General features: G+C 44.2%; 13 protein-coding genes and 4 tRNA genes. 14 read left to right on the top strand and 3 right to left on the bottom strand.

All coding sequences use genetic code 11. The annotated features are described in order from the left end of the window. Positions 1 to 76: 76 nt before the first annotated feature. Positions 77 to 2,782, bottom strand: a complete 2,706-nt coding sequence (locus FLAVO9R_RS09980; RefSeq protein ID WP_159530910.1) for a TonB-dependent receptor — start codon at positions 2,780 to 2,782, stop codon at positions 77 to 79. Between the two features lie 354 nt (positions 2,783 to 3,136). Between FLAVO9R_RS09980 and FLAVO9R_RS09975 the strand changes: the two genes are divergently transcribed. The 6 genes from FLAVO9R_RS09975 (at position 3,137) to FLAVO9R_RS09950 (ending at position 12,227) form a co-directional block, all read left to right on the top strand. Beyond that, entirely contained in the window at positions 3,137 to 4,108 is a 972-nt protein-coding gene (locus FLAVO9R_RS09975) for a GGDEF domain-containing protein (protein WP_232370622.1), read from the top strand. After that, entirely contained in the window at positions 4,108 to 5,202 is a 1,095-nt protein-coding gene (locus FLAVO9R_RS09970) for a helix-turn-helix domain-containing protein (RefSeq protein ID WP_159530908.1), read from the top strand. Before FLAVO9R_RS09975 ends, FLAVO9R_RS09970 begins: the two co-directional genes overlap by 1 nt. Positions 5,203 to 5,426: 224 nt before the next feature. Beyond that, positions 5,427 to 6,740 (top strand): Na+/H+ antiporter NhaC family protein, encoded by a 1,314-nt coding sequence (locus tag FLAVO9R_RS09965; RefSeq protein WP_159534546.1) that lies wholly within the window; start codon positions 5,427 to 5,429, stop codon positions 6,738 to 6,740. Positions 6,741 to 7,217: 477 nt separating this feature from the next. After that, entirely contained in the window at positions 7,218 to 11,156 is a 3,939-nt protein-coding gene (hrpA, locus tag FLAVO9R_RS09960; protein ID WP_232370726.1) for an ATP-dependent RNA helicase HrpA, read from the top strand. Positions 11,157 to 11,314: 158 nt separating this feature from the next. Continuing rightward, positions 11,315 to 11,617, top strand: coding sequence for a PilZ domain-containing protein (locus FLAVO9R_RS09955; protein WP_159530904.1), 303 nt, complete (start codon positions 11,315 to 11,317; stop codon positions 11,615 to 11,617). A gap of 355 nt (positions 11,618 to 11,972) precedes the next feature. Beyond that, positions 11,973 to 12,227 (top strand): DUF2061 domain-containing protein, encoded by a 255-nt coding sequence (locus FLAVO9R_RS09950; protein ID WP_159530902.1) that lies wholly within the window; start codon positions 11,973 to 11,975, stop codon positions 12,225 to 12,227. Between the two features lie 194 nt (positions 12,228 to 12,421). Here the strand turns inward: FLAVO9R_RS09950 and FLAVO9R_RS09945 are convergent, their stop codons facing one another. Then, entirely contained in the window at positions 12,422 to 13,615 is a 1,194-nt protein-coding gene (locus FLAVO9R_RS09945) for a class I SAM-dependent rRNA methyltransferase (RefSeq protein ID WP_159530900.1), read from the bottom strand. 460 nt (positions 13,616 to 14,075) lie between these two features. Between FLAVO9R_RS09945 and FLAVO9R_RS09940 the strand changes: the two genes are divergently transcribed. Continuing rightward, a complete protein-coding gene (locus tag FLAVO9R_RS09940; RefSeq protein WP_159530898.1) occupies positions 14,076 to 15,053 on the top strand; it encodes an NAD(P)H-quinone oxidoreductase in 978 nt (325 codons plus the stop codon). 144 nt (positions 15,054 to 15,197) lie between these two features. Here FLAVO9R_RS09940 and rnhA read toward each other — a convergent pair whose 3' ends face one another. After that, the gene (rnhA, locus tag FLAVO9R_RS09935; protein WP_013784494.1) at positions 15,198 to 15,665 is read right to left on the bottom strand and encodes a ribonuclease HI; all 468 of its coding nucleotides are present in this window, start codon (positions 15,663 to 15,665) and stop codon (positions 15,198 to 15,200) included. A 103-nt stretch (positions 15,666 to 15,768) separates the two neighbouring features. On the opposite strand from rnhA, the gene dnaQ reads away from it, so the two are divergent. The 7 genes from dnaQ (at position 15,769) to FLAVO9R_RS09900 (ending at position 20,818) form a co-directional block, all read left to right on the top strand. Further along, the gene (gene dnaQ, locus FLAVO9R_RS09930; RefSeq protein ID WP_013784493.1) at positions 15,769 to 16,485 is read left to right on the top strand and encodes a DNA polymerase III subunit epsilon; all 717 of its coding nucleotides are present in this window, start codon (positions 15,769 to 15,771) and stop codon (positions 16,483 to 16,485) included. An 89-nt stretch (positions 16,486 to 16,574) separates the two neighbouring features. Beyond that, positions 16,575 to 18,071, top strand: a complete 1,497-nt coding sequence (locus FLAVO9R_RS09925; protein ID WP_159530896.1) for a TIGR03503 family protein — start codon at positions 16,575 to 16,577, stop codon at positions 18,069 to 18,071. Between the two features lie 321 nt (positions 18,072 to 18,392). Further along, positions 18,393 to 18,469 (top strand) — tRNA-Asp (locus FLAVO9R_RS09920). Positions 18,470 to 18,496: 27 nt separating this feature from the next. After that, positions 18,497 to 18,573: transfer RNA gene (locus FLAVO9R_RS09915), tRNA-Asp, on the top strand. A 33-nt stretch (positions 18,574 to 18,606) separates the two neighbouring features. After that, a tRNA-Asp gene (locus tag FLAVO9R_RS09910) sits at positions 18,607 to 18,683 on the top strand. Positions 18,684 to 18,714: 31 nt separating this feature from the next. Further along, positions 18,715 to 18,791 (top strand) — tRNA-Asp (locus FLAVO9R_RS09905). Between the two features lie 470 nt (positions 18,792 to 19,261). Beyond that, the gene (locus FLAVO9R_RS09900; protein WP_159530893.1) at positions 19,262 to 20,818 is read left to right on the top strand and encodes an EAL domain-containing protein; all 1,557 of its coding nucleotides are present in this window, start codon (positions 19,262 to 19,264) and stop codon (positions 20,816 to 20,818) included. The last annotated feature ends 26 nt before the right edge of the window (positions 20,819 to 20,844 follow it).

The raw sequence follows: 20,844 nt of genomic DNA, 5'->3' as shown, positions 1-20,844 counted from the left end.
CGCCCAATGTGTTGTGTTTAATAGCTTTAGTGTTAAACGTATATCTTATTTAAAAACAAAATATACGTGGTGTTTCTTAGCGCATTTGCCATGTGAAACCTAGCTCAAACGTGCGGCCATATTCTTCAAATTGTGCATTGTTAGTGCGCGAGTCGAAGTAGTTATAAAACGGCTCATTATTGATATTGATAGCGTTGAAATAGACTTGCATGTCATCATTAATATAGTACTTAGCAGTAAAGTCTAACTGAGCGTGCTCGTCTTCGTAGCGCAACATATCGCCATCAATTTCCTCGAAGTTTTCACTTTTGTAGGTCATGGCTAAACGTAAACTAAAGTCGTTGGCTTCGTAACCAAAGGTAAGGTTGCCGATAGTATCTGACTGGTTGGGTAATTGGGTTTCAAACTTTTCACCGTCTAAGAATGTGGTGGCGTCTGAATCGGTAAAGGTGGCATTGGCCGACATAATAAAACCGTTATTAAAAGCTTTAACCCATGAAAGCTCTAGCCCGTGTAAGCTGGCACTTTCACCGTTAATTGCTTGAATAGCTTCATCGTAATCTTCCCAGCCTTCAGTGCCTGCTACGTCGGCGTACACTACAAAGTTATCAATATCTTTATAGAAATAGCCTGCTGAAAGTACGCCGATATCACCTGGGTAATATTCTAAAGAAAGATCAATGTTTTGTGCTTCATAGGGCTGGAGCTCAGGATTGCCCACTTCAGCTTCACGCTCGGTCACAAACACGCCGTCGTCTTCTTCGGTTTTACTTTCAATGATTTGAAACGCTGCAACATCTTCAAATTTAGGGCGTGAAATGGTTTGGGTGTAAGCGGCGCGAAGTTGAAGTTTGTCTGAAAACGCGTAGCGGGCGTTAATGCTGGGCAACCAGTGATCGTAGTCACGTTCAGCTTCCCATACCGTGTTTACCACATCTTCAACATCGGTTTCTTCATTTTCAATAAGTTCAACACGCATGCCTGATGTACTGAATTCGGTACGCTCGTAGCGCACACCGGCAACAATATGAAGTTTATCTATATTAACGCTACCCATTACGTAAGCGGCAAAAATATCTTCTTCGTTCACATAGGTGGCGCCGTTAGATTCAATCTCTGAATCAAGTTCAGCGAGCTCTAGTGCACTGCGATTAGTGTTAAAGTAATCACGCATAGAGGAACGAGACAAACCCGGACCAAAATCACCTAGTGTGTATTCTGGTGAATCATCACCGAAATCAGCAGGGTTTATTTCATCGAAATCGCCATCGTAAATAAAAATACTGCTGTCTCTGTCTTTCTCACGACTACGGTATTTAGTCCCTAATTTTAACTCACCTAAATAGCTGCCAAAGTTTACAGGGCGCGCTAAGTCAAGCTTGAAGCTGGTTTCGGTGTCTTTGGTGTAGTTATCTTCAAATGCAATTTCATCTAGCTCGTACGTTGATAAGTCCATGGCGTCTGCATCTTGTGTAATAGCAGGGCGAATGGTGCTTAGGTTTGCATCGATGCTGTCGTTTTCAGTGACAAAGTTATAGTAAAGCGCGTCTGGCTCATCTTCATCAGATTTGGCATAGCCTAATTGCCAGTCGGCTTTCCAAGTTTGCAATTGATGTTCACCGCCAAGGGCTACCGTAAAAATACTTTGGGTTTCTTTTCTGTCTTTACTGCCACGCTCAATTTCTGAATCTTCGCCGTCTAGGGTGAAAGTATTGCTTAAACGGTATTCTTCATCTGAAAATTCGCTGTACAGAGTACGAAGGTAGTATTGATTGTTAAAGTCTGGGCGGTAATCAAGGTTTACAGCACCACCTAAGCGCTCACGGGTAATGGTGTACTGACGTTGTTCAACCTCGTCATCGCCATTGCTTTCAACGTTATCTGAGCCGAAATCACGGTCAAAGTACGACAAAGCGGCAGCAATACCCCAATCGGGCGTTAGTTTTTTTGTAATGGTGCCTGATACTTTTGGGCTTACTTCGTCTCGTAAGTCATTTTGGCTACCTTGCACAGTAATACTCGCGGTGTCTTGCTGCTTATCAAAAGCGCTGACACTGGTCACTTCCACTGAGCCACCAATAGCATCACCATCCATATCAGGGGTAACCGATTTAGACACTTCAAGGGTTTGAATTAGCTCAGAGGGAATAACATCTAAGGCGACAGAGCGAACACCAGATTCTGGTGAAGGAATGTTTAAGCCATTAATGGTTACGTTGTTTAAGTTAGGATCGATACCACGAATGCCTACAAAACGACCTTCACCTTGGTCACGTTCAATCGACAAGCCAGGTAAACGTTGCAATGATTCAGCGGCATTTTGATCGGGGAATTGCCCTATAGCATCGGCAGATACCACATTTGATATACGGTCTGATACCCGTTGTTGGTTTATGGCACTGGCCTGGCTACTACGCTGCCCCAATACTAATAGTTCTTCAAGTTCGTCACCTTGCCCCAACTCTATGGCCGGTCGCACCGTGGCGTCGTCATTAACGGTAACTTTTTGCGTAACGGTGTCTTCACCTAGGTACGACACCTCTAATGTATAGGTTCCCGCTGGTACACCAGAAAAGCGAAAGCTGCCGTCGCGTCGAGATTCTGTGATGAGGTTCAGCTCTACCAATCTTACCTTAGCACCTACATAAACTCGCGCCTCTGCAGCGTCGTTTAGGGTTCCGGTAATAGCGCCATTCGCGGCCAGAGCGTGATGAGAAAAAGTAAGGCCAAGCGCGGCAATACAGGCAATGCGTAACGTGGAATAACGGGTTTTAATTTTCATTCTTAATCCATAAGTTAAGTGTGCGATGCCCACGTACGGTAAAAAGCTGATATGACAGTTACATGACGAGAACGCTATCTACACTGGCATAAATAGCGAATATGAACTAAATGAAAGAAGAGTGAGCTAAATTGACCTGTTGGTAACATACTAATAAATTTAGTTATTTTGTTAATATTTTTAAATTCAAAGGTGCACTGCCACCAATTTGTCACATTGGTGAGCCAAACTGACCCTCGACAATTAGGTTAAAAATGGGATATTCCCTAATTCTTGTTCTACTGCTTATTTCCGGCTGCTTTTATCAGCGATGTCGTAAAAAGCACAGTTTGTTACCCATAAGAGTGCTACTTCATGTTTACGTTACGAAATGCCACGCAGTTTAGCCACCACAAAGGCTGGCTATTCTTTACTTTTACTATCGTCGCACTGGCTAGCTCATTAAGCCTAACTTTTGGCAACCCCAAGCCACTCGCCATTATATCTGGATTAGATATTGTGGGTGAGGGCAGTGTAGTGCTACTGACGCTAGGCTGGATTGTAGCCGTGTTGGCCAGTCGGCCTCCTGGCAAGGTAACCAGCTTGCTAATTGTAGGTTTAGTGTTTTTCCTCTTCTCAATGACACTCGACTTGCTTGATGAGTTTTTACGTTATCCTGAGTCTGCTGTGTGGCTTAGCATGATTGAGTCGATACCTGCTGCAATCGGCATGATAATAATGACAGCCGCGCTGTATCTGTGGCATTTAGAACAGCGTGCAATCAACATGCAACTTCGCCGCCGTGAATGGGACTATCGAGATCACCAAGAAATCGATCCTATTACCCAGTTGTATCGAGGCGATTACTGGCAATCACGGGTTACCGCATTGCAAGCGTCTGGGAATAGTGGCTATGTGGCCATTATCGATATTAATGAATTTTCTTATTTTAATCGGCGCTATGGACAAGCCGAAGGCGACCGTTATTTACACGAAGTCGCCCAATTGGTTGTGATGAACCTGAGACAACAAGATTTAGCTTGTCGGTATGCCGGCGATAGGTTCGCGCTATTACTGCCTAATGTGAATGAAGCTGAAGCACAAGGTATCGTTAAAGAAGTTAGAGCAAGTATCGGCCATGTGGCGTTTCGCTATAAGGAAGACACGGCTGCCATTTATACCAGTGCGCGTGCAGTGGTGGCGCCACTTGGTGTGGAAGCTTCGCTAAACGCTACCTTGCAGCATTTACTACTTCAGCTTGAAGACGGCGATAGGCTTGATGGTACTGATGGGAGTAATAAGCGCAGTAAATCCGGCACTAAAAGCGGTAGCAGGAACGCTGCATAGTGATAGCTAATTCAACACCAGCACTTACGATTGTACCAGTGACTAAGTCGGACAAGGTGATACCCGCGTATCACCTTGTAAACGCTGTGCTCGACGTCGCCATTCCCCGAGGAGCAAGTAAAGACAAGATACTTCGCGGCACAGGGATTTTTGACGATAGTCTTACGGTGAATACACGTATTAGCGCTAAACAATGTATTGCCTTACTGTCAAATGTAAGAGGGCAATGCAAAGGTAACGATGTTAGCTTTCTGATAGGAAAGAGTTTAGGTGGGGTATGGCTGCGTGCAGATTTAGCCGATATTAAACATAGCCAAAACCTTGAGCAAGCGATTGAAACGCTTATCGCAATACGTTGGGGAAGTATTCCCTTGGTATCGTTTAAGCGCTTTACCCTGCAAGATAAATACATATGGGTGTTACAAGACACCATGGGGTGTGAAAAAAAAGGTAATCAAAAGCTGTGGCCATTTATTGCCCAGCTGTATTTATCTATGCTGGTGGCCTTGTTGAAGCAGTGGACCGGCACTCGTTTACCTTTACGCTTTACAATGGATTCCGATAGACCGCGCAATGTTCAAGATTTTGAGACTTACCTGGGGCTTCGAGTTACTTTCAATGCGCCGTTAATGTCTATAACGCTTCCCAAATCTTGTATGGTGAGTCCTTTTCCTTTTGCTATTGAGAAAAGTACGTGTGTTGAAAGTGGCTATGACGAAAACGCCAATCATAAATGTGAGGGGGGGAAGAGTGCAGAGTATCAGCAACCTCAAACCCAATCCCCTTCACATCTGAGTTTACTCGACTACATAAGAAGTTTAACGTTGCAGGAGCCACAAAAAGGCTTAGCGGATTTAGCTGAAAGCTTGGGTTACAGTACCGCAACGTTAAAACGAAAGCTGAGCGATCATCACTACACGTATCGTGGGCTAAGCGAAGAAGCCCGGCGGCAACAAGCAATAGTATTACTGGCGCTTAAAAAGCTAAACAACGAACAAAGCGCCTCTCAAATGGCCTTTTCCGACCTCCCTAATTTTCGCCGTGCGGTAAAACGGTTAACTGGCTTGACCCCAAGTGAGCTTCGCGCCCGTTAATTTACTTTGCATTGGGTGCAAAACCTTTTATCCTTTCGTTTGTTTTTGCGAAAGCTTGCTTAAACAAACGCGCTTACATAAACGGGTTTAGACATAATCGTTTATACGTAACGCGTATTATAGGTAAACTAATTGTCGGCCATTCGCCGAGCCCATTCCGATCTAAAGAAGTAGAGTTTTCTGTGCAGCAATCAAATTCAAAAAGCCAACCTTTACCTAACCCGATGGGATTAACACCCATTTTATTATTCGTTGTTTTGGTGGTAGCTACAGGGCTTATTACTAACGATATTACTGCTATGCCAATTTTAGTAGCGTTCTTTATTAGTGCAGGTTACGGCTTATGCTTAAACCCTAAAGGTAAAAAGGTAAGCTTCTCAGAAAAAGTACAAACGTTTTGCAAAGGCGGCGGTGATAAAAACATTATTTTACTGGTGCTGATATTTCTTCTTGCAGGCGCGTTCTACGCAGTCACCATCGATATAGGTGCTCGCGATGCTACGGTAAATATGGCATTGCAATTTGTACCCACCTCCATGATTTTACCCGGGCTATTTTTAATTTGCTGCTTTATCTCGTTTGCCATGGGGACTTCAATGGGCACCATTACCGCGCTTTCACCCATAGGGGCTGGGCTGGCAAATAGCTTAGGCTTACCTGTTGAACTTGCCCTAGGTGTGGTAGTGGGCGGCGCTATGTTTGGTGATAATTTGTCGTTTGTATCAGACACCACTATTGCGTCCACCCGAACCCAAGGCGTACAGCTAAAAGACAAATTTCGTGCAAATTTGATGGTAGCGTTACCAGCTTGCCTTGCCACCATGGTGTTACTACTCGTCTTTGTTGATGTAGATACCTCAGAACTTATTGACACCAAAGAGTACGATGCATGGCGTATACTGCCTTACTTATTCATTATCGGGTTCGCGCTAACCGGTTTTAACGTTATTACTGTATTGGCAGTGGGCATTGCAACTGCTTGTGTGGTGGGGTTAATGCAAGGCAGTTTCACAGTGCTTACTATGATGCACAGCATTCAAAAAGGCATGGGCTGGATGCAAGACCTCGCCATGATTGCCATTACCATTGGCGGGATTGTGGCCTTGATGCATGCAAACGGTGGAATTAACTGGCTGATAAACCGCTTAACCAAGCGCGTTACCAGCAAAAAAGGCGCAGAGTTTAGCATTGCTGGCTTGGTAAGCTTTTTAGATATAACCACCGCTAACAATACCATTGCAATTGTCACTGCTGGTCCTATCGCGAGCGATTTAAACGAAAAGTATGGGGTAGATCCTCGTCGTACTGCATCACTACTCGATATTTTCTCTTGTAGCTTTCAAGGGCTAGTGCCTTATGGTGCGCAGTTATTAAGTGCCGCTGCGGTAGTAGGTATATCGCCGCTAGCCATTACGCCTTATTGCTGGTACCCCATGCTTATTTTTGTGTTTGGCTTACTGGCGATATGGTTCAACTTTCCCACATTTGAACAGAAAAATGACGATGAATTAACAGAAGCTTCGGCCGCCGTGAAATAGCGCTTCTCAACGTTGTTGTGTTCAGCATAAACTAACATTCGACATTGAATACGTATTGCATATCTATGCCTAAGGGTATTAACGATTGGTAACTCAAACCAGTTGTTAATACCTGCAGCAATAGCGATGGTTCACATTGGCAGTTAACGCGAGTAAACGTCGCCTCGTTACTGTTCTAGCAGGGTAAATATCCGGTTCGTATCACTATGCTACACGCTACGGTGATTAGCGGTGGAAATTTAAAGCAACTTCTTCTAGGATCGACCTCCGCTGTCTAGCCGTATATAAAAGCACAGGCTATTTTGACAGCAATGGTTAACAGTTCGTTTCGCTATTAAGCACCGTAAGTACAGATAGTACAGTTCGTATCACCCAGTTCGTATTAAAAAGTAGGATGGTAAATTGTCTTCACCTAACGCGCCCTCGTCGCCTGTCGCTTTTCAGATTAAACCGTTATATGAAAAACTCGATAATTGTATGTCGGCGGATAAATTCCCGTTAAAACGGCGTATTCAGCAGTTCACGAGGCAGCTTAATAGCAGTGAAAAGGTAAAGGATAATAACCAAACTGAATCTGCTGCCGATAGCCCGCAAAGCAAGTTAGCCACTCGATACGACAAGCTCGCCAATGATATTCAAGCGTCGGTAGATAAGCGTGCGGTCAGGCTTAAGAATTTACCTGAAGTCACCTATCCACCATTGCCGGTTAGCGATAAAAAAGACGATATTAAAGCAGCCATTGCAGCAAATCAGGTGGTGATTGTAGCGGGTGAAACCGGCTCGGGTAAAACAACCCAGTTGCCGAAAATATGTTTAGAGCTTGGCCGTGGTGTCAGCGGCATGATAGCGCATACCCAGCCACGTCGATTGGCTGCTCGCAGTGTGGCAACTCGTATTGCCGAAGAGCTGAACACGCCGCTAGGTGAAAAGGTAGGCTTTAAGATTCGTTTTAGCGATCAGGTTAGCGAGCGAAGCTACGTAAAACTGATGACAGACGGTATGTTGCTGGCAGAAATGCAAAACGACCGTTTCTTGAATCAGTACGACACCATTATTATTGATGAAGCCCACGAACGTAGCTTAAACATCGACTTCTTGCTGGGCTATTTAAGGCAGCTATTAGACAAGCGCCCTGAACTTAAACTCATTATTACCTCGGCAACCATCGACCCCGAACGATTCTCGAAGCACTTTAATAATGCGCCTATTATTGAAGTGAGTGGACGTACGTATCCGGTTGAAATTCGTTATCACAGCCCTGAAGACAATGAGAACGATATCGATCAAACCGACGCCATTGTGGGAGCGGTTGATGAGCTATTAACCGAGAAACCGGGCGATATTTTGGTGTTCTTAAGTGGGGAGCGTGAAATTCGCGACACCCAAGATGCGCTAATGCGCAGGCAATACCGTAATACTGAAATAGTACCTTTGTATGCTAGGCTTTCCGCCGCAGAACAAAACCGTATTTTCCAGTCTCACACCGGTAGGCGTATTGTATTGTCTACCAACGTGGCAGAAACTTCGCTAACTGTGCCGGGCATTAAGTATGTTATCGACCCTGGTGTGGCCCGTATTTCACGCTATAGCGCCCGAAGTAAAGTACAGCGGTTGCCTATAGAAGCTATATCACAAGCTTCTGCGAATCAGCGGGCTGGGCGATGCGGACGTGTTTCCGATGGTATCTGTATTCGCTTATACAGTGAAGATGACTACCTAGGCCGCCCTGAATTTACCGACCCCGAGATACTGCGTACTAACTTGGCCTCTGTTATTTTACAAATGCTTGCGTTGGGGTTAGGGGATATCGCCGATTTTCCTTTTGTACAGCCGCCCGATAACCGTAACATTAATGACGGCTTTAGGTTGCTAGAAGAAATTCAGGCCATTGTGAAACAAAAAGGCCGCATGCAGCTTACTAAAATGGGCAGGCAGATTGCCCGTTTACCTATCGACCCTCGCTACGCCCGCATGGTGGTGGAAGCGCAGCGCACTAACGCGTTGATGGAAGTGATGGTCATTGCCGCAGGACTATCTATTCAAGACCCCCGTGAACGCCCACAGGATAAACGCCAACAGGCGGATGAAAAGCACAGCGAATATACCGATAAAGATTCAGATTTTATTAGTTTGTATAACCTGTGGGATGCCTTTAAAGCGCAGCAAAATGAATTAAGCCAGAACCATCTTCGTAAATGGTGTAAGAACCAATTTATCAATTACCTGCGTATGCGCGAATGGCAGGACATTGTTAGCCAACTTAAAAAGTCGGTGGCCGAACTTGGGTTTGGCATTGTGAAAAACGAGCCAGATTATCAAGCTATTCACGAAGCCATTGCCAGTGGTTTGCTTTCGCATATTGGCTTTAAAGATAAAGACAGAGAATACTTAGGCTCACGTAATACGCGTTTTATGGTATTCCCGGGGTCTGGGCTTTCTAAGTCGCAGCCTAAATGGGTAATGGCGGCTGAATTAGTGGAAACCTCTAAGCTATTTGCTCGAATGGTGGCGAAAATTGATCCCGCGTGGATAGAGTCAATAGCCGGGCATGTTAGTCAACACAGTTATTCTGAGCCTCATTGGTCGAAAAAACGCGGTGCGGTTATCGCGTTTGAAAAAGTAACCTTGTTTGGCTTACCCATAGTGATGAAGCGGGCCAAAGTATATAGCTTAATTGACCCGCCGGTATGCCACGAGCTCTTTATTCGCGAAGGCTTAGTTGAGGGTAACACACGACTTAACTTTGGTTTCTTAAAAGAAAACCAAGCCTTGCTTGAACAAGCCGATGAGTTTGAACAAAAAACTCGCCGCCGTGATCTTTTGGTTGATGACGACGAACTGGTACGTTTTTATGCCTCCCGTATTCCAGTGGAAGCGAATAATGAAGCGGCGTTTAAAAAATGGTACAAAAACCAAGAAGCGTTAGCTAAACAAGCGGGCGGAGAAAAGTCGGGCGGCAAAAAGATAAGTGAAGTGCTTACCTTTACCGAAGATGACGTGTATCGCCAACAGCCAGGCCAATCCATAGAAAACGCCTTTCCTGATGCGTGGCGACAGGGCAACATTACCATGGGGCTTCGTTATCATTTTGAGCCGAATGCGGATGACGATGGCGTTAGCGTGATTATTCCTTTGCCGGTACTCAATCAAGTGGAAAATATTGGCTTTGATTGGCAAGTGGCAGGGCTACGACATGAACGCATAGTGTCAATGATCAGAACCTTACCAAAGCGCTTACGCCGCAATTTTGTGCCTGCGCCTAACTTTGCGGATGCCTGCATTGCTGATATCAGTGAAACGGATAAAAACGGCCGGCCAGTTAGCCTTGTAGAGGCTGTAACGGCTAAACTACGTAAAATGACAGGCATTACCGTAGAAGAAGATGAATGGAACCTTTCTCAGCTTGATAGGCACCTAATCATGCACTTTACCGTGGTAAACAATAAAGGCGAAACCATTGCGCGCTCAGACGATTTACACGCCCTTAAACAGCAGTGTGCTGGGCAAGTAAAAGAAACCTTTGAAAAAGCCGCTACGCCTGAGCTTGAGCGTAGTGGTATTGAAAGTTGGGATTTCGACACATTACCTACTACTTTTGCGCAAAAGATGGGGGGCTTTGAAGTACAAGCCTTCCCTGCATTAGTGGAGAAGGGCGATAAGGTAGATATTGCACTCATTGACGAGCCAGAAAAAGCGCAATCTATGCACCGAAAAGGTGTGAACGTGTTGATTAAAAACGCCATGCCGTCGCCGCTTAATTATTTACAAAGTAAGCTGCCCAATAAAGCGAAGCTGGGCCTTTACTTCAATCCGTTTGGGCAAATTAAAGCGCTTATTGATGATTGTATATTCGCCGGTATTGATGCGCTGGTGGGCGAGTATTGTGAAAAGCACAATACAGATATTCGTAACAAAGCTGATTTCGATGCGTGCGTAGATATAGTGCGCGCTGAAATTAACGACAAAGTACTAGAAATAGCGAAACAGGTAGAGCAGGGCTTAACCCTTGCTCACCAATGCCAAAAGCAAATGAAAGGCAATGTGCCCCTTAACATGATAAACGCATTAGGCGACTGCAAAGGGCACCTTTCTAGCTTGGTATTCCCGGGGTTTGTATCGGATATAGGTGAAGCGCGACTTAACGATTGGAATCGGTATATAAAAGGGTTATCTCGTCGTCTAGAAAAGCTACCGATTGATCCGAACAAAGACAGAATGCATCAACTCACCGTTGAGAAAGCGGTCAATGAGTGGGAAAAAGCGTGTGGTAAATACCCTAAAGGTAAAGTACCCCAAGCATTATTAGATGCACGTTGGATGATTGAAGAATTAAGGGTGTCTTTATTTGCGCAAGCATTAGGTACGGCTTACCCTATATCGGCAAAGCGTATCTCACTGTTTTTAGCCGACTTCTAGCTGGGAAACTAAGGGCCTTGATTAATTTCCCCAAAAACAGAAACTAATTTTCTAAATATAATCGGACAATTCTTGGTTAGTCTGATTGACAAGCAGCCAACCTCGCCCTATAACAGGTAGAGCAGCATGTGGTTTGAATACGTAGTGGAGATGTAGAAATGTTGGGATACGACGATAAGCGAAACTTTTTCAGGATGATGGTTAATTCGCCTTGTCAGTTACAGGTTACTGATGATGAATCGAGCCGCACTATGCAAGCGATGTGTAAAGACATCAGCGCGACGGGCATGTCTTTAGAAGTAGATGAACCATCGATAGAAATTGGTACGCAAGTTAGCGTTGCCATAGATTCTCCAAGCTCTCAAGTGCCCTCATTAGCAGCTATTGCTACTGTGGTTCGCTGTGAGCCAGATACAGAATCTAGCTGTTTAATTGGGGTTGAAATCTCAGAAATGAAGTAGGCTGTACAAGGGCGTTCATTAGCCCAGGCTTATTTATGACTCACGAATGCTTTCGTGAGTCAGTCTAGCTCTGTCAACCTTGTAACTAGTGTTAGTATTAGCGCCATTTTGACAACCCATTGCTGACAACCAATATTCCCACTTCCCCTGTAAAATGCCTAAAACGCTGAAATATCTAGCTGACTGAACGCAGTGGCTAATACCTCTATGCTTATCACGTACAAAGCAACGCCTTGTATGATATTAAAATCGAATAAGTCGATGGCGCCCTTCGTAAAAATCAATTGTCTTTGATGTATCTAATCGATAATAATTATTATTAACGATTCGAGACAAACTTATTAGGTTAATCATTATGAAAAAGACAATCACTTTTGCGTGTATGCACTTCACCGTCGCTTTTACAGTGGCATATTTATTAACAGGTAGTGCAGTAGTGGGTGGGGCAGTAGCCTTAGTTGAGCCAGCTGTAAATACGGTGGTATTTTATTTTCACGAGCGAGTCTGGAAGAAATTTGAGAACCAGCCTAAAGACCAAGCTAGCGATCAGCAACTACGTAGTGGTCCTGAGCAGGCTTTTGCTTCAAATGAGATGACATTGGCATCATAAGCGTTTACTAAGTTTGCCTCTTATTTGAATTTTCGAAGAACGTGGCACTAAAGGTGAGTTAAGTCTAATAACACTTAATAAAACCTTAGCGCCACGTTTTTTTATGCTTAATGAATTAAACAGTAACCCTGTATTAATTTGCTTTTATTCGTCTGTAACGTGTATTTCGTTGGATGTAAAAAGTACGCCTGAAATTACAGATCGGTGACTTCACAAACCAAACCTTTCAAGTAATACCCTTCAGGATAACTGCCTATCACAGGATGATCGGTGGCTTGGTTAAGTCGCGCAATAATCTTAATGGTTCTTCCTGCATCCAATGCCGCATCAGCCACAATTTTTTGAAACAGGTCGGCTGGCATCAAGCCAGAACAGCTGAAGGTAAGCAGTAATCCACCATTTCTCACCGCATGAATACCGTACAGGTTTATATCTTTATAACCCCGGGCAGCACGGTTTAGCGAAGCTTTATTGTCGATAAACTTGGGTGGGTCGAGGATAACCATATCAAATTGGTCTTTGCGTTCGTGGTATTCACGCAACTGCTTAAATACATCTTTTTTGACGTAATGACTTTTGCTTTCATCTAAACCATTTAACGCCACATGCTGCTTAGCAAGGTCGAGTGCAGGCTGAGAAACATCCACATTGGTAACCGATTTAGCGCCGCCTTGTAGTGCGTAACAAGAAAAGGTGCCGGTATAGCTAAAGCAATTAAGCACGTCAGCGTCTTTGGCATAATGTGCAGCGGCAGCACGACTATCTCGTTGATCAAGATAAAAGCCTGTTTTGTGGCCGTTCTCTATATCAACAACGATAGAAAGCCCATTTTCTTTTACGGTAACTTGCATAGGTGGCTCGCCGCTCACCACACCTGTAACGGGCTCTAAACCTTCCTTTTTACGTACATCAACATCACTTCGCTCGTAAACGTGGGTACCGGGCTTTAACTTGTTTATTGCCCACACAATTTTATCTCGGTGCTTCTCGGCCCCAGCGCTTAATAGTTGCAATACGGCTACGTTGTCGTACAAATCTATGGTAACACCTGGAAGGCCATCACTCTCAGATGCAATCCAGCGAAATGCATTGGTCACTTCTGGGTCAAATAAACGCATTCTCAAATTAAGCGCAATTTCCATACGGCGTAAAAAGAATGCGTTATCGATGCTTTCTTCTTTACTAAAGGTCCACATGCGTACGCGAATTTGCGAAGTAGGAGAGTAAGCGCCGCGACCTAACCAATCACCTTCTGAATCGAACACATCAACAGTGTCACCACTGCGCCCTCTACCTTTTAGTTCTGCCACGGCGCTTTCAAACACCCAAGGATGGCGACGACGAAGGGATTTATCTCTATTAGGGTGCAAAATAACTTGTGATGACATGAAACGTACTCTATTTCTTGAATTAGCTAGGAAGTGGGTATTGCATTGAAAGCCTTTAGCAAGCGAACGGCCCTTGCAACCACACGTAAGCGGCGGGGCGAAGTATAGCGATAAAGCGTTGCCTATGCGAATGATTACCCAGTTTACTGACCAGAACTTAACTATTTTATTAAGTTTGAAAGTAAGTTTGTTTAGGCAGCGCAGGCCATAGATAACACACAGGGTTATAGCAAACTATTGGTAATCATGAGTATTGTTTCAATAACCTTAAGTTACATTGGTTTACGTCTCATTTTGCACAATAAAATAGGTGTTAGCGGTATGAGGCTAAAATTGCCAACTCAATTATGCACCAAAAATTATCACCCACGTAATCATAGGTTAACAAATTTATTCATGCTATCACTAACGTGCAAAGACACACTGCACCCCCAGTGAAACTCCAAAAAAGAGGATACTAATGCAATTTGTAAACTTCGAAAAAGGCTGTGCACCAGAAGGCCTAACAATAGCAGAGGTTGATGCACCCGTACTCACCGTCGACAAAGTGCTAGTGCAAGTACACGCCTTTGGTGTGAACCGTGCCGATACACTGCAACGACAAGGGCACTATCCACCGCCCCCTGGTGAAAGTGAAATTTTAGGGCTTGAGGTTGCCGGTGAGGTCATAGAGGTAGGCGCTACAGTCAGTGAGTGGAAAGTGGGAGATAAGGTCTTTGGATTGGTTGCAGGCGGTGGTTATGCACAGCAAGTTGCTGTTAACCCGCAGCATTTAATGCACGTTCCTGAAAATATGCCGTATAGCACGGCGGCAGGGCTTGCCGAGGTGTTTCTTACTGCATTTCAGTGCTTGCGTCTTATTTCGAACGTAAAACCAGCAGAGCGGGTTCTCATTCACGGTGGTGCCAGTGGTGTGGGATTAGCCGCCACTCAGCTTTGTCATTTTTGGGGAGTAGAAAGTGCAGTTACCGCATCATCCCAAGCAAAGCTAGCGCAGTGTAAGCAAAACGGCGCTAACCTGCTGATAAATTACAAAACGCAAAATTTTGCTGAAGAGGTACAAGCCCATTGGCCTGAGGGCGTGAATATGGTGCTTGATATGGTGGGTGGCGATTATTTAAATCGAAACCTTCACATTCTAAAGCGAGACGGCATTGTCGTTTACCTCGCCATGTTGGCTGGGCGTTATGCCGACAACCTTGATATGGCGTTAATGTTGGGAAAACGAGCCAGAATACAAGGTACTACGCTGCGTAACAGAACCGATGACTACAAAAGCGCGCTTATTAGTGACTTCTCGACAACCTGTTTACCTGCATTCACCTCGGGCGAGCTTAGCGCAAACATAGATACGGTATACGCAATAAGTGATGTCGCAAAATCTCACGCACGATTAGAAAGTAACGACACGCAAGGAAAGATAGTTGTAGAGTGGTAGTGAGACGCGAAAAATAAAAACAATTTAGCGTAATAAAAGAAAAGGCGATGCTGCCTTTTCTTTTCGCAAAATCACTAACCTTTACCTATAGAGGTGTTTGCTTGCAAATCTATTGGCCTTGTAAGCTATTAGCCCTTAAAGTAATTAGCCTGTAAAGCCACTATCTGGCGTTGTTGGTTTGGCTTCTGCCGCGCCACGCGCTAAGTCATCGCAGCGTTCATTTTCAGGGTGACCCGAGTGGCCTTTTACCCAGTGCCAATTAATTTTATGCTTGCTAACTGCCTCATCAAGGCGTTTCCAAAGGTCGGCATTTTTTACCGCTTTTTTGTCTGATGTGCGCCAGCCGTTCTTACGCCAGTTGTGGATCCATTGATTGATACCGTTTTTCACATACTGGCTATCTGTCGTTAATTCAACGTTGCAGGGCTCAGTTAAGCTGTTTAATGCTTCAATAGGCGCCATTAATTCCATACGATTGTTGGTCGTATGCGCAAATCCGCCACTTAGCTCTTTACGGTGACTGTTATAAACGAGTACAGCGCCATAGCCGCCTGGGCCTGGGTTTCCAAGGCATGAGCCATCAGTAAAAATGTGAATGGTTTTTTGAGCCACTGGGTGTCCTTAAATTATTTACTTTCATATTTCGCTTTTCCCTTAGCCTGTGGCGAAGGGGTTGATATACTATCAAAAAACAAAAGGTAAGATTAGAGGAATCATGCGTCAGATTGTACTAGATACAGAAACTACAGGTATCGACCCTAAAGAAGGTCACCGAGTGATTGAAATTGGGTGTGTTGAGCTGGTTAACCGTAAACTTACTGGCAATCACTTTCATGTATACATTAATCCTGGCCGTCAAATAGAACAAGAGGCCATTGATGTTCATGGTATTACCAACGAGTTCTTAACCGATAAGCCTACATTTAGAGATGTAGCCGAAGATTTCGTGAATTTTATTCGCGGTGCTCAATTAGTTATCCATAACGCGCCCTTCGATGTAGGCTTTATGGATCACGAATTTGGGATGGAACCGAAAACCCGTGGCGTTATCACCAAAGATATTTGTAGTGTGCTTGATACCTTGGCGGTTGCGCGCAAAATGCACCCAGGACAAAAGAACAACCTAGATGCGTTGTGTAAGCGTTATGGCATAGACAACAGCCATCGTGAGCTTCACGGCGCATTACTGGATGCTGAAATACTCGCCGACGTATACCTGCTAATGACCGGTGGGCAGACAAAGCTTAATTTGGCATCTAAGGGCAGCGGTGAAAACCAATCAGATGCACTTCGGCGGTTGAACAGAAACGGAAATAAATTAAAGGTTATCAAGGCTAGCGCCGATGAATTAGCACAGCATGAATCCCGTTTAGATATCGTAGAAAAAGCAGGGGGTAAATGTTTGTGGCGCCCAGAGCAAAACGATGCATAGCTAATTCAGGTGCAGGTTATGGTGTGTAGCCTTAGCTACTAGCCGTACTTAACCATTTTTAAAATACATTTCCAAAGGAGCGGGCAACAGTGAAAGTAGGTGTGATGAAACTAGTGTTGGCGTTGTGCCTATTAGGATGTACTGCATCGGTATTTTCACAAGATACTTCGCTGCCAGCTCCGTCATCACAGGACACGCAAGCCGACACTGCGCCTTCACCTATTACTGACTTGGGGGATGAATACGAGAACTCGATTAAATTATTACAGAATCGTTTTCGTATTGACTACAACGTGAAAGAGGTCTCCATGATTTTCTTTCGTGAATACGGCTCTGCTCCCGTAGTATTAGTTCGCCCCGATGGTTCAAAGCTGTTTCAAGGTAGGGTGGACGAGGCCAACGTTAAGTGGTTCGACGCCGATACCTTTGATATGATCACCATTGAAAATCCTATGCCTGGCCCTTGGCAGGCGGTAGGTCAGGTTAACCCAGCAAGTCGGGTTATGGTCATTTCTGATATTAAGCTTCACGCCACACCGCTTCCCAGCATTCTCTTTTCTGGCGAAATATTAAAATCTACAGCTTACCTAACCAATGGTGGCGAAAAAATTGACAACAAACAGTTTCGTGATGTAGTGGAATTGTCTATTGAGTTTGAAAGTGCCAATGACCCCAATTATGACAACTTTGGTGCTAACGAAGCAGAAATCGCAAAGTTTGAAGATAACGGGCGGGGCATGGATGAGCGTCCTATGGATGGGGTGTTTACTGGCCAATTCAATTTAAAAGTGGCGGCGGGTAAATGGCAGCCTGTGTATCGGGTAGACACACCAATGTTCACTCGAGAACAAATTGGTACACCCATTATACTGCACACCAACCCTGTTTATGTAGATGTTGAACTAGACGCTACCGATGGTACGGGAGATGGATATCATACCTTGTCCGTCGATGTAGATCGTGAACTCGTCAACATAGAGTCACTTCTTATTGACGGCAAAATTAGATTTCCAAACGCAGATATACAAAACTTTTCGTTAACCGAAGGTGGCGATGGTGTAAGAGAGCACCTTATTGTTGCTTATGAAGAGGGGGTTTATCGCGTTAAGCTAACAGCCTATGGCACAACATCGGATGGCCGAGACTTCATTTTGGATGTGCCTGAGTATAGTTTTTTAGCTGAAGCACCTGCGCCAGAAGTGATAGACCCGTTAATTGACGGAGAAGATCCGATTGTTGATGGTAGTGAAGATCCGCTCACAATGGGCAATGGTTCAACATCCGCCAATCCAGAAAATACACAATCGATGGTTGAAGATGATGAAATGGATTCAGGTACGCTAACTCTACTTATTGTAGGGGTAAATGGCACGATTATTTTAATAGGTGTTATTGCTGCTGTTATTATTATTATCTTAAAAAGAAGAAAAGCCAGTGGTTCTGCATCTACAAAGTTAGCCACAAAAAAAGAAAATAAAAAAGCGAACAAGAAAATGGTCTCTGAATCTGACTTATCTCTTGATAATGAACCCAAGGGCTTTAAAAAATTACTGGCAAAGTTTAAGAAGTCGAAACCGGTAGAGTAGGGGCAATAAGTAGGCACATTCTTAGCGCTGAATAGCCGTAATAGGCGGACTTTTTTCTATTAATTAATACGAAAGTGCAAATAAGCTATCCTAAGGTGAGCGTGGCCTGTGGGAATAGCATGCTAGTTTTATGTGTACGAATTCCCGCCTGATTGAATTATATTTCAACATTGTGTTTATTTATCGTGCAAACAGTGCCCAGATGACAATTTTATTAATAAAAAGCATTGACTCTGTAAGGTCTAAACCGTATTATCTGCGCCGCAGTGAGGGCAAGGGGTTTTAACAACTCAACTAACTCACTGATAACATTGAAATTGTGGAGCGGTAGTTCAGTTGGTTAGAATACCGGCCTGTCACGCCGGGGGTCGCGGGTTCGAGTCCCGTCCGCTCCGCCACTTTCAATGCTATAACTAAAAGGCCACGGAGCGGTAGTTCAGTTGGTTAGAATACCGGCCTGTCACGCCGGGGGTCGCGGGTTCGAGTCCCGTCCGCTCCGCCATTTAGTTATAACAAAGTGTCTCTTCGATGATGTGGAGCGGTAGTTCAGTTGGTTAGAATACCGGCCTGTCACGCCGGGGGTCGCGGGTTCGAGTCCCGTCCGCTCCGCCACTTATCGAAATAGCACACTTTCCCATTATGCGGAGCGGTAGTTCAGTTGGTTAGAATACCGGCCTGTCACGCCGGGGGTCGCGGGTTCGAGTCCCGTCCGCTCCGCCATTTTCGGGAAAGCATTTACTACCTAGCAGGTTCTACTGCGCATTAGCAACGTCTTCTCATCTTTCGATTGGCTTTCTGTCCTTCGCTTGCCGTCTATTCTCATCTTGTTATTTATTTCTTCATTTTTTCTTTACCAAGCTTGTCCCTATTTGTCTTGCAGTACTGTTACCTGTAGCGTACGTATGGCTAACCACTGAATAGCGGTTTGGCTTGAATTGGCGTTTAACGTCCTTTTGTTTGCATTTTCACGTGAGTCACTTCCATAGCAGCTACATCCGTAAACTACACGTTTTAGATGATGTTGTTACCAGGTTTCATTTCGACACGAGATAAATTTATTCTTCTTCGCTTCATTAACTTATCTTAATATCCTGAAATACTTAAGTTCATCTAAAGTATCATGTGAATAGTCAATTTTTCGACTACTTTCATGTGTATACAACAAAATGTTTAAATTTTACGTGGTACGAATGACTTATAATCAGCATAAAGAATTTCTACTCGCTGACAATCTTAAAGCAATAGCTGTATCTTTTTTGTCTGTCGTTGTTGTTAGCGCGGTGCTTGGCCTGCTGATGTTCTCAGTCATTAAAGAGTATGAGGATGATCGTGCCGAAGATATTTTATTAAACGTGAACATGGTATTTAAAGACGCCGAGGCCGCATTAGATAATTTGAACGCTCAACCTTACTACTCTTGCAGCGAAGAAAATTTAAACGAAATGCGACGGACGTTGTTTCGCTCTCGTTTCGTGAAAGAAATTGGTTTCTTTGGTGATGGAAAGTTATTGTGCAGTACCTATCTGGGGATTTTAGAGCAACCCATAGACGAAGCTACCCCAGACTTTGAGACTTCTTTGGGAGATGCATTTTGGATAAATACCCCGTTAGAGTTATTTGACAATCAATCTAAAGGAACCATCGCAAAGCGTGGCCGTTACAATGCTGTATTAGATATGGATGCGGTTATTGGCCTAAACTTTAGTCAGGATTGGGCGCTATTTTACAAAGGGGATTCGTTATTTCACATGGCGGGGAACGCCGATTTAATGCCACAGAGCAAAGGTGTTGCCAGCCTTGCTACTAGCTACTTCTCTTTAAGTTTGATCAAGTGCGATAAATATTATTATGCCACTTGTTTGAGCGTAGTATCGGATAAAGAACGAATTTTTAACATTCATAAAGGCAAATTGGTTTTGTTCGTTTGTGTAATGTTAATGACGGCAGCGTTGACCCATATGCTTATGTTCAATTGCTTAAGACGCAGGCGTTCACTAGAGTCGCGGATTAGTCGTGGGCTTAAATCGGGTAAGTTCTATTGTTTATATCAGCCGTTCGTAATATTAAAATCTGGCGAAGTTGTTGGCTGTGAAGTATTAAGCCGATTTGAAGATGAATTTGGCTCGATTTACCCCGATGAATTTATACCTCAAGTCAAAGAGTTAGGAAAAACGTGGGAATTCACTACTGTGATGATTGAATCGGCAATGACTGCCCTCAACGAGAACAAGGACATTCCAGAAGGCTTTAAAGTTTCATTTAATCTGTTTCCGTCAGACTTTATGCAAGATGAGCTACTAGACTTAGATTGGGTGCTCGATATGAACGACAAGCACTTTAAGTTGGTTCTTGAGATAACCGAAGATGAGCAGCTAGCCACAGCTAGTGCGGTTAAGCATATAAAAGCACTCAAAAGCAGAGGTTTCTGGATGGCCATCGATGATTTTGGGGTAGGGTATTCAAACCTTAGCCAACTTAAATCTCTTAAATGTGAATTTTTGAAAATAGATCGTAGCTTTGTGATGGATATGGAAGATCACAGTATTCGTTCCTCTCTAATTCCCCATATTGTCAGTATCGCCGACGAATTGAGAGTGACATTAATTGCCGAAGGTGTTGAAAACACCGAGCAGTGTCAGGAACTTGTGAACATGAATGTTGAGTACGGGCAAGGGTGGTTATTTGGTAAACCGCAAACCGTTGAGAATCTAGCACATACCATTGAGCTGTCGTCTCAAACCCATTAATCGGTTGGCGTGCCGGTCGTTCCGCG

The sequence above is a fragment of the Alteromonas sp. 38 genome (assembly GCF_902506055.1).
GTDB lineage: Bacteria > Pseudomonadota > Gammaproteobacteria > Enterobacterales > Alteromonadaceae > Alteromonas > Alteromonas lipotrueae.
This window is presented reverse-complemented; position numbering and strand designations above follow the sequence as displayed.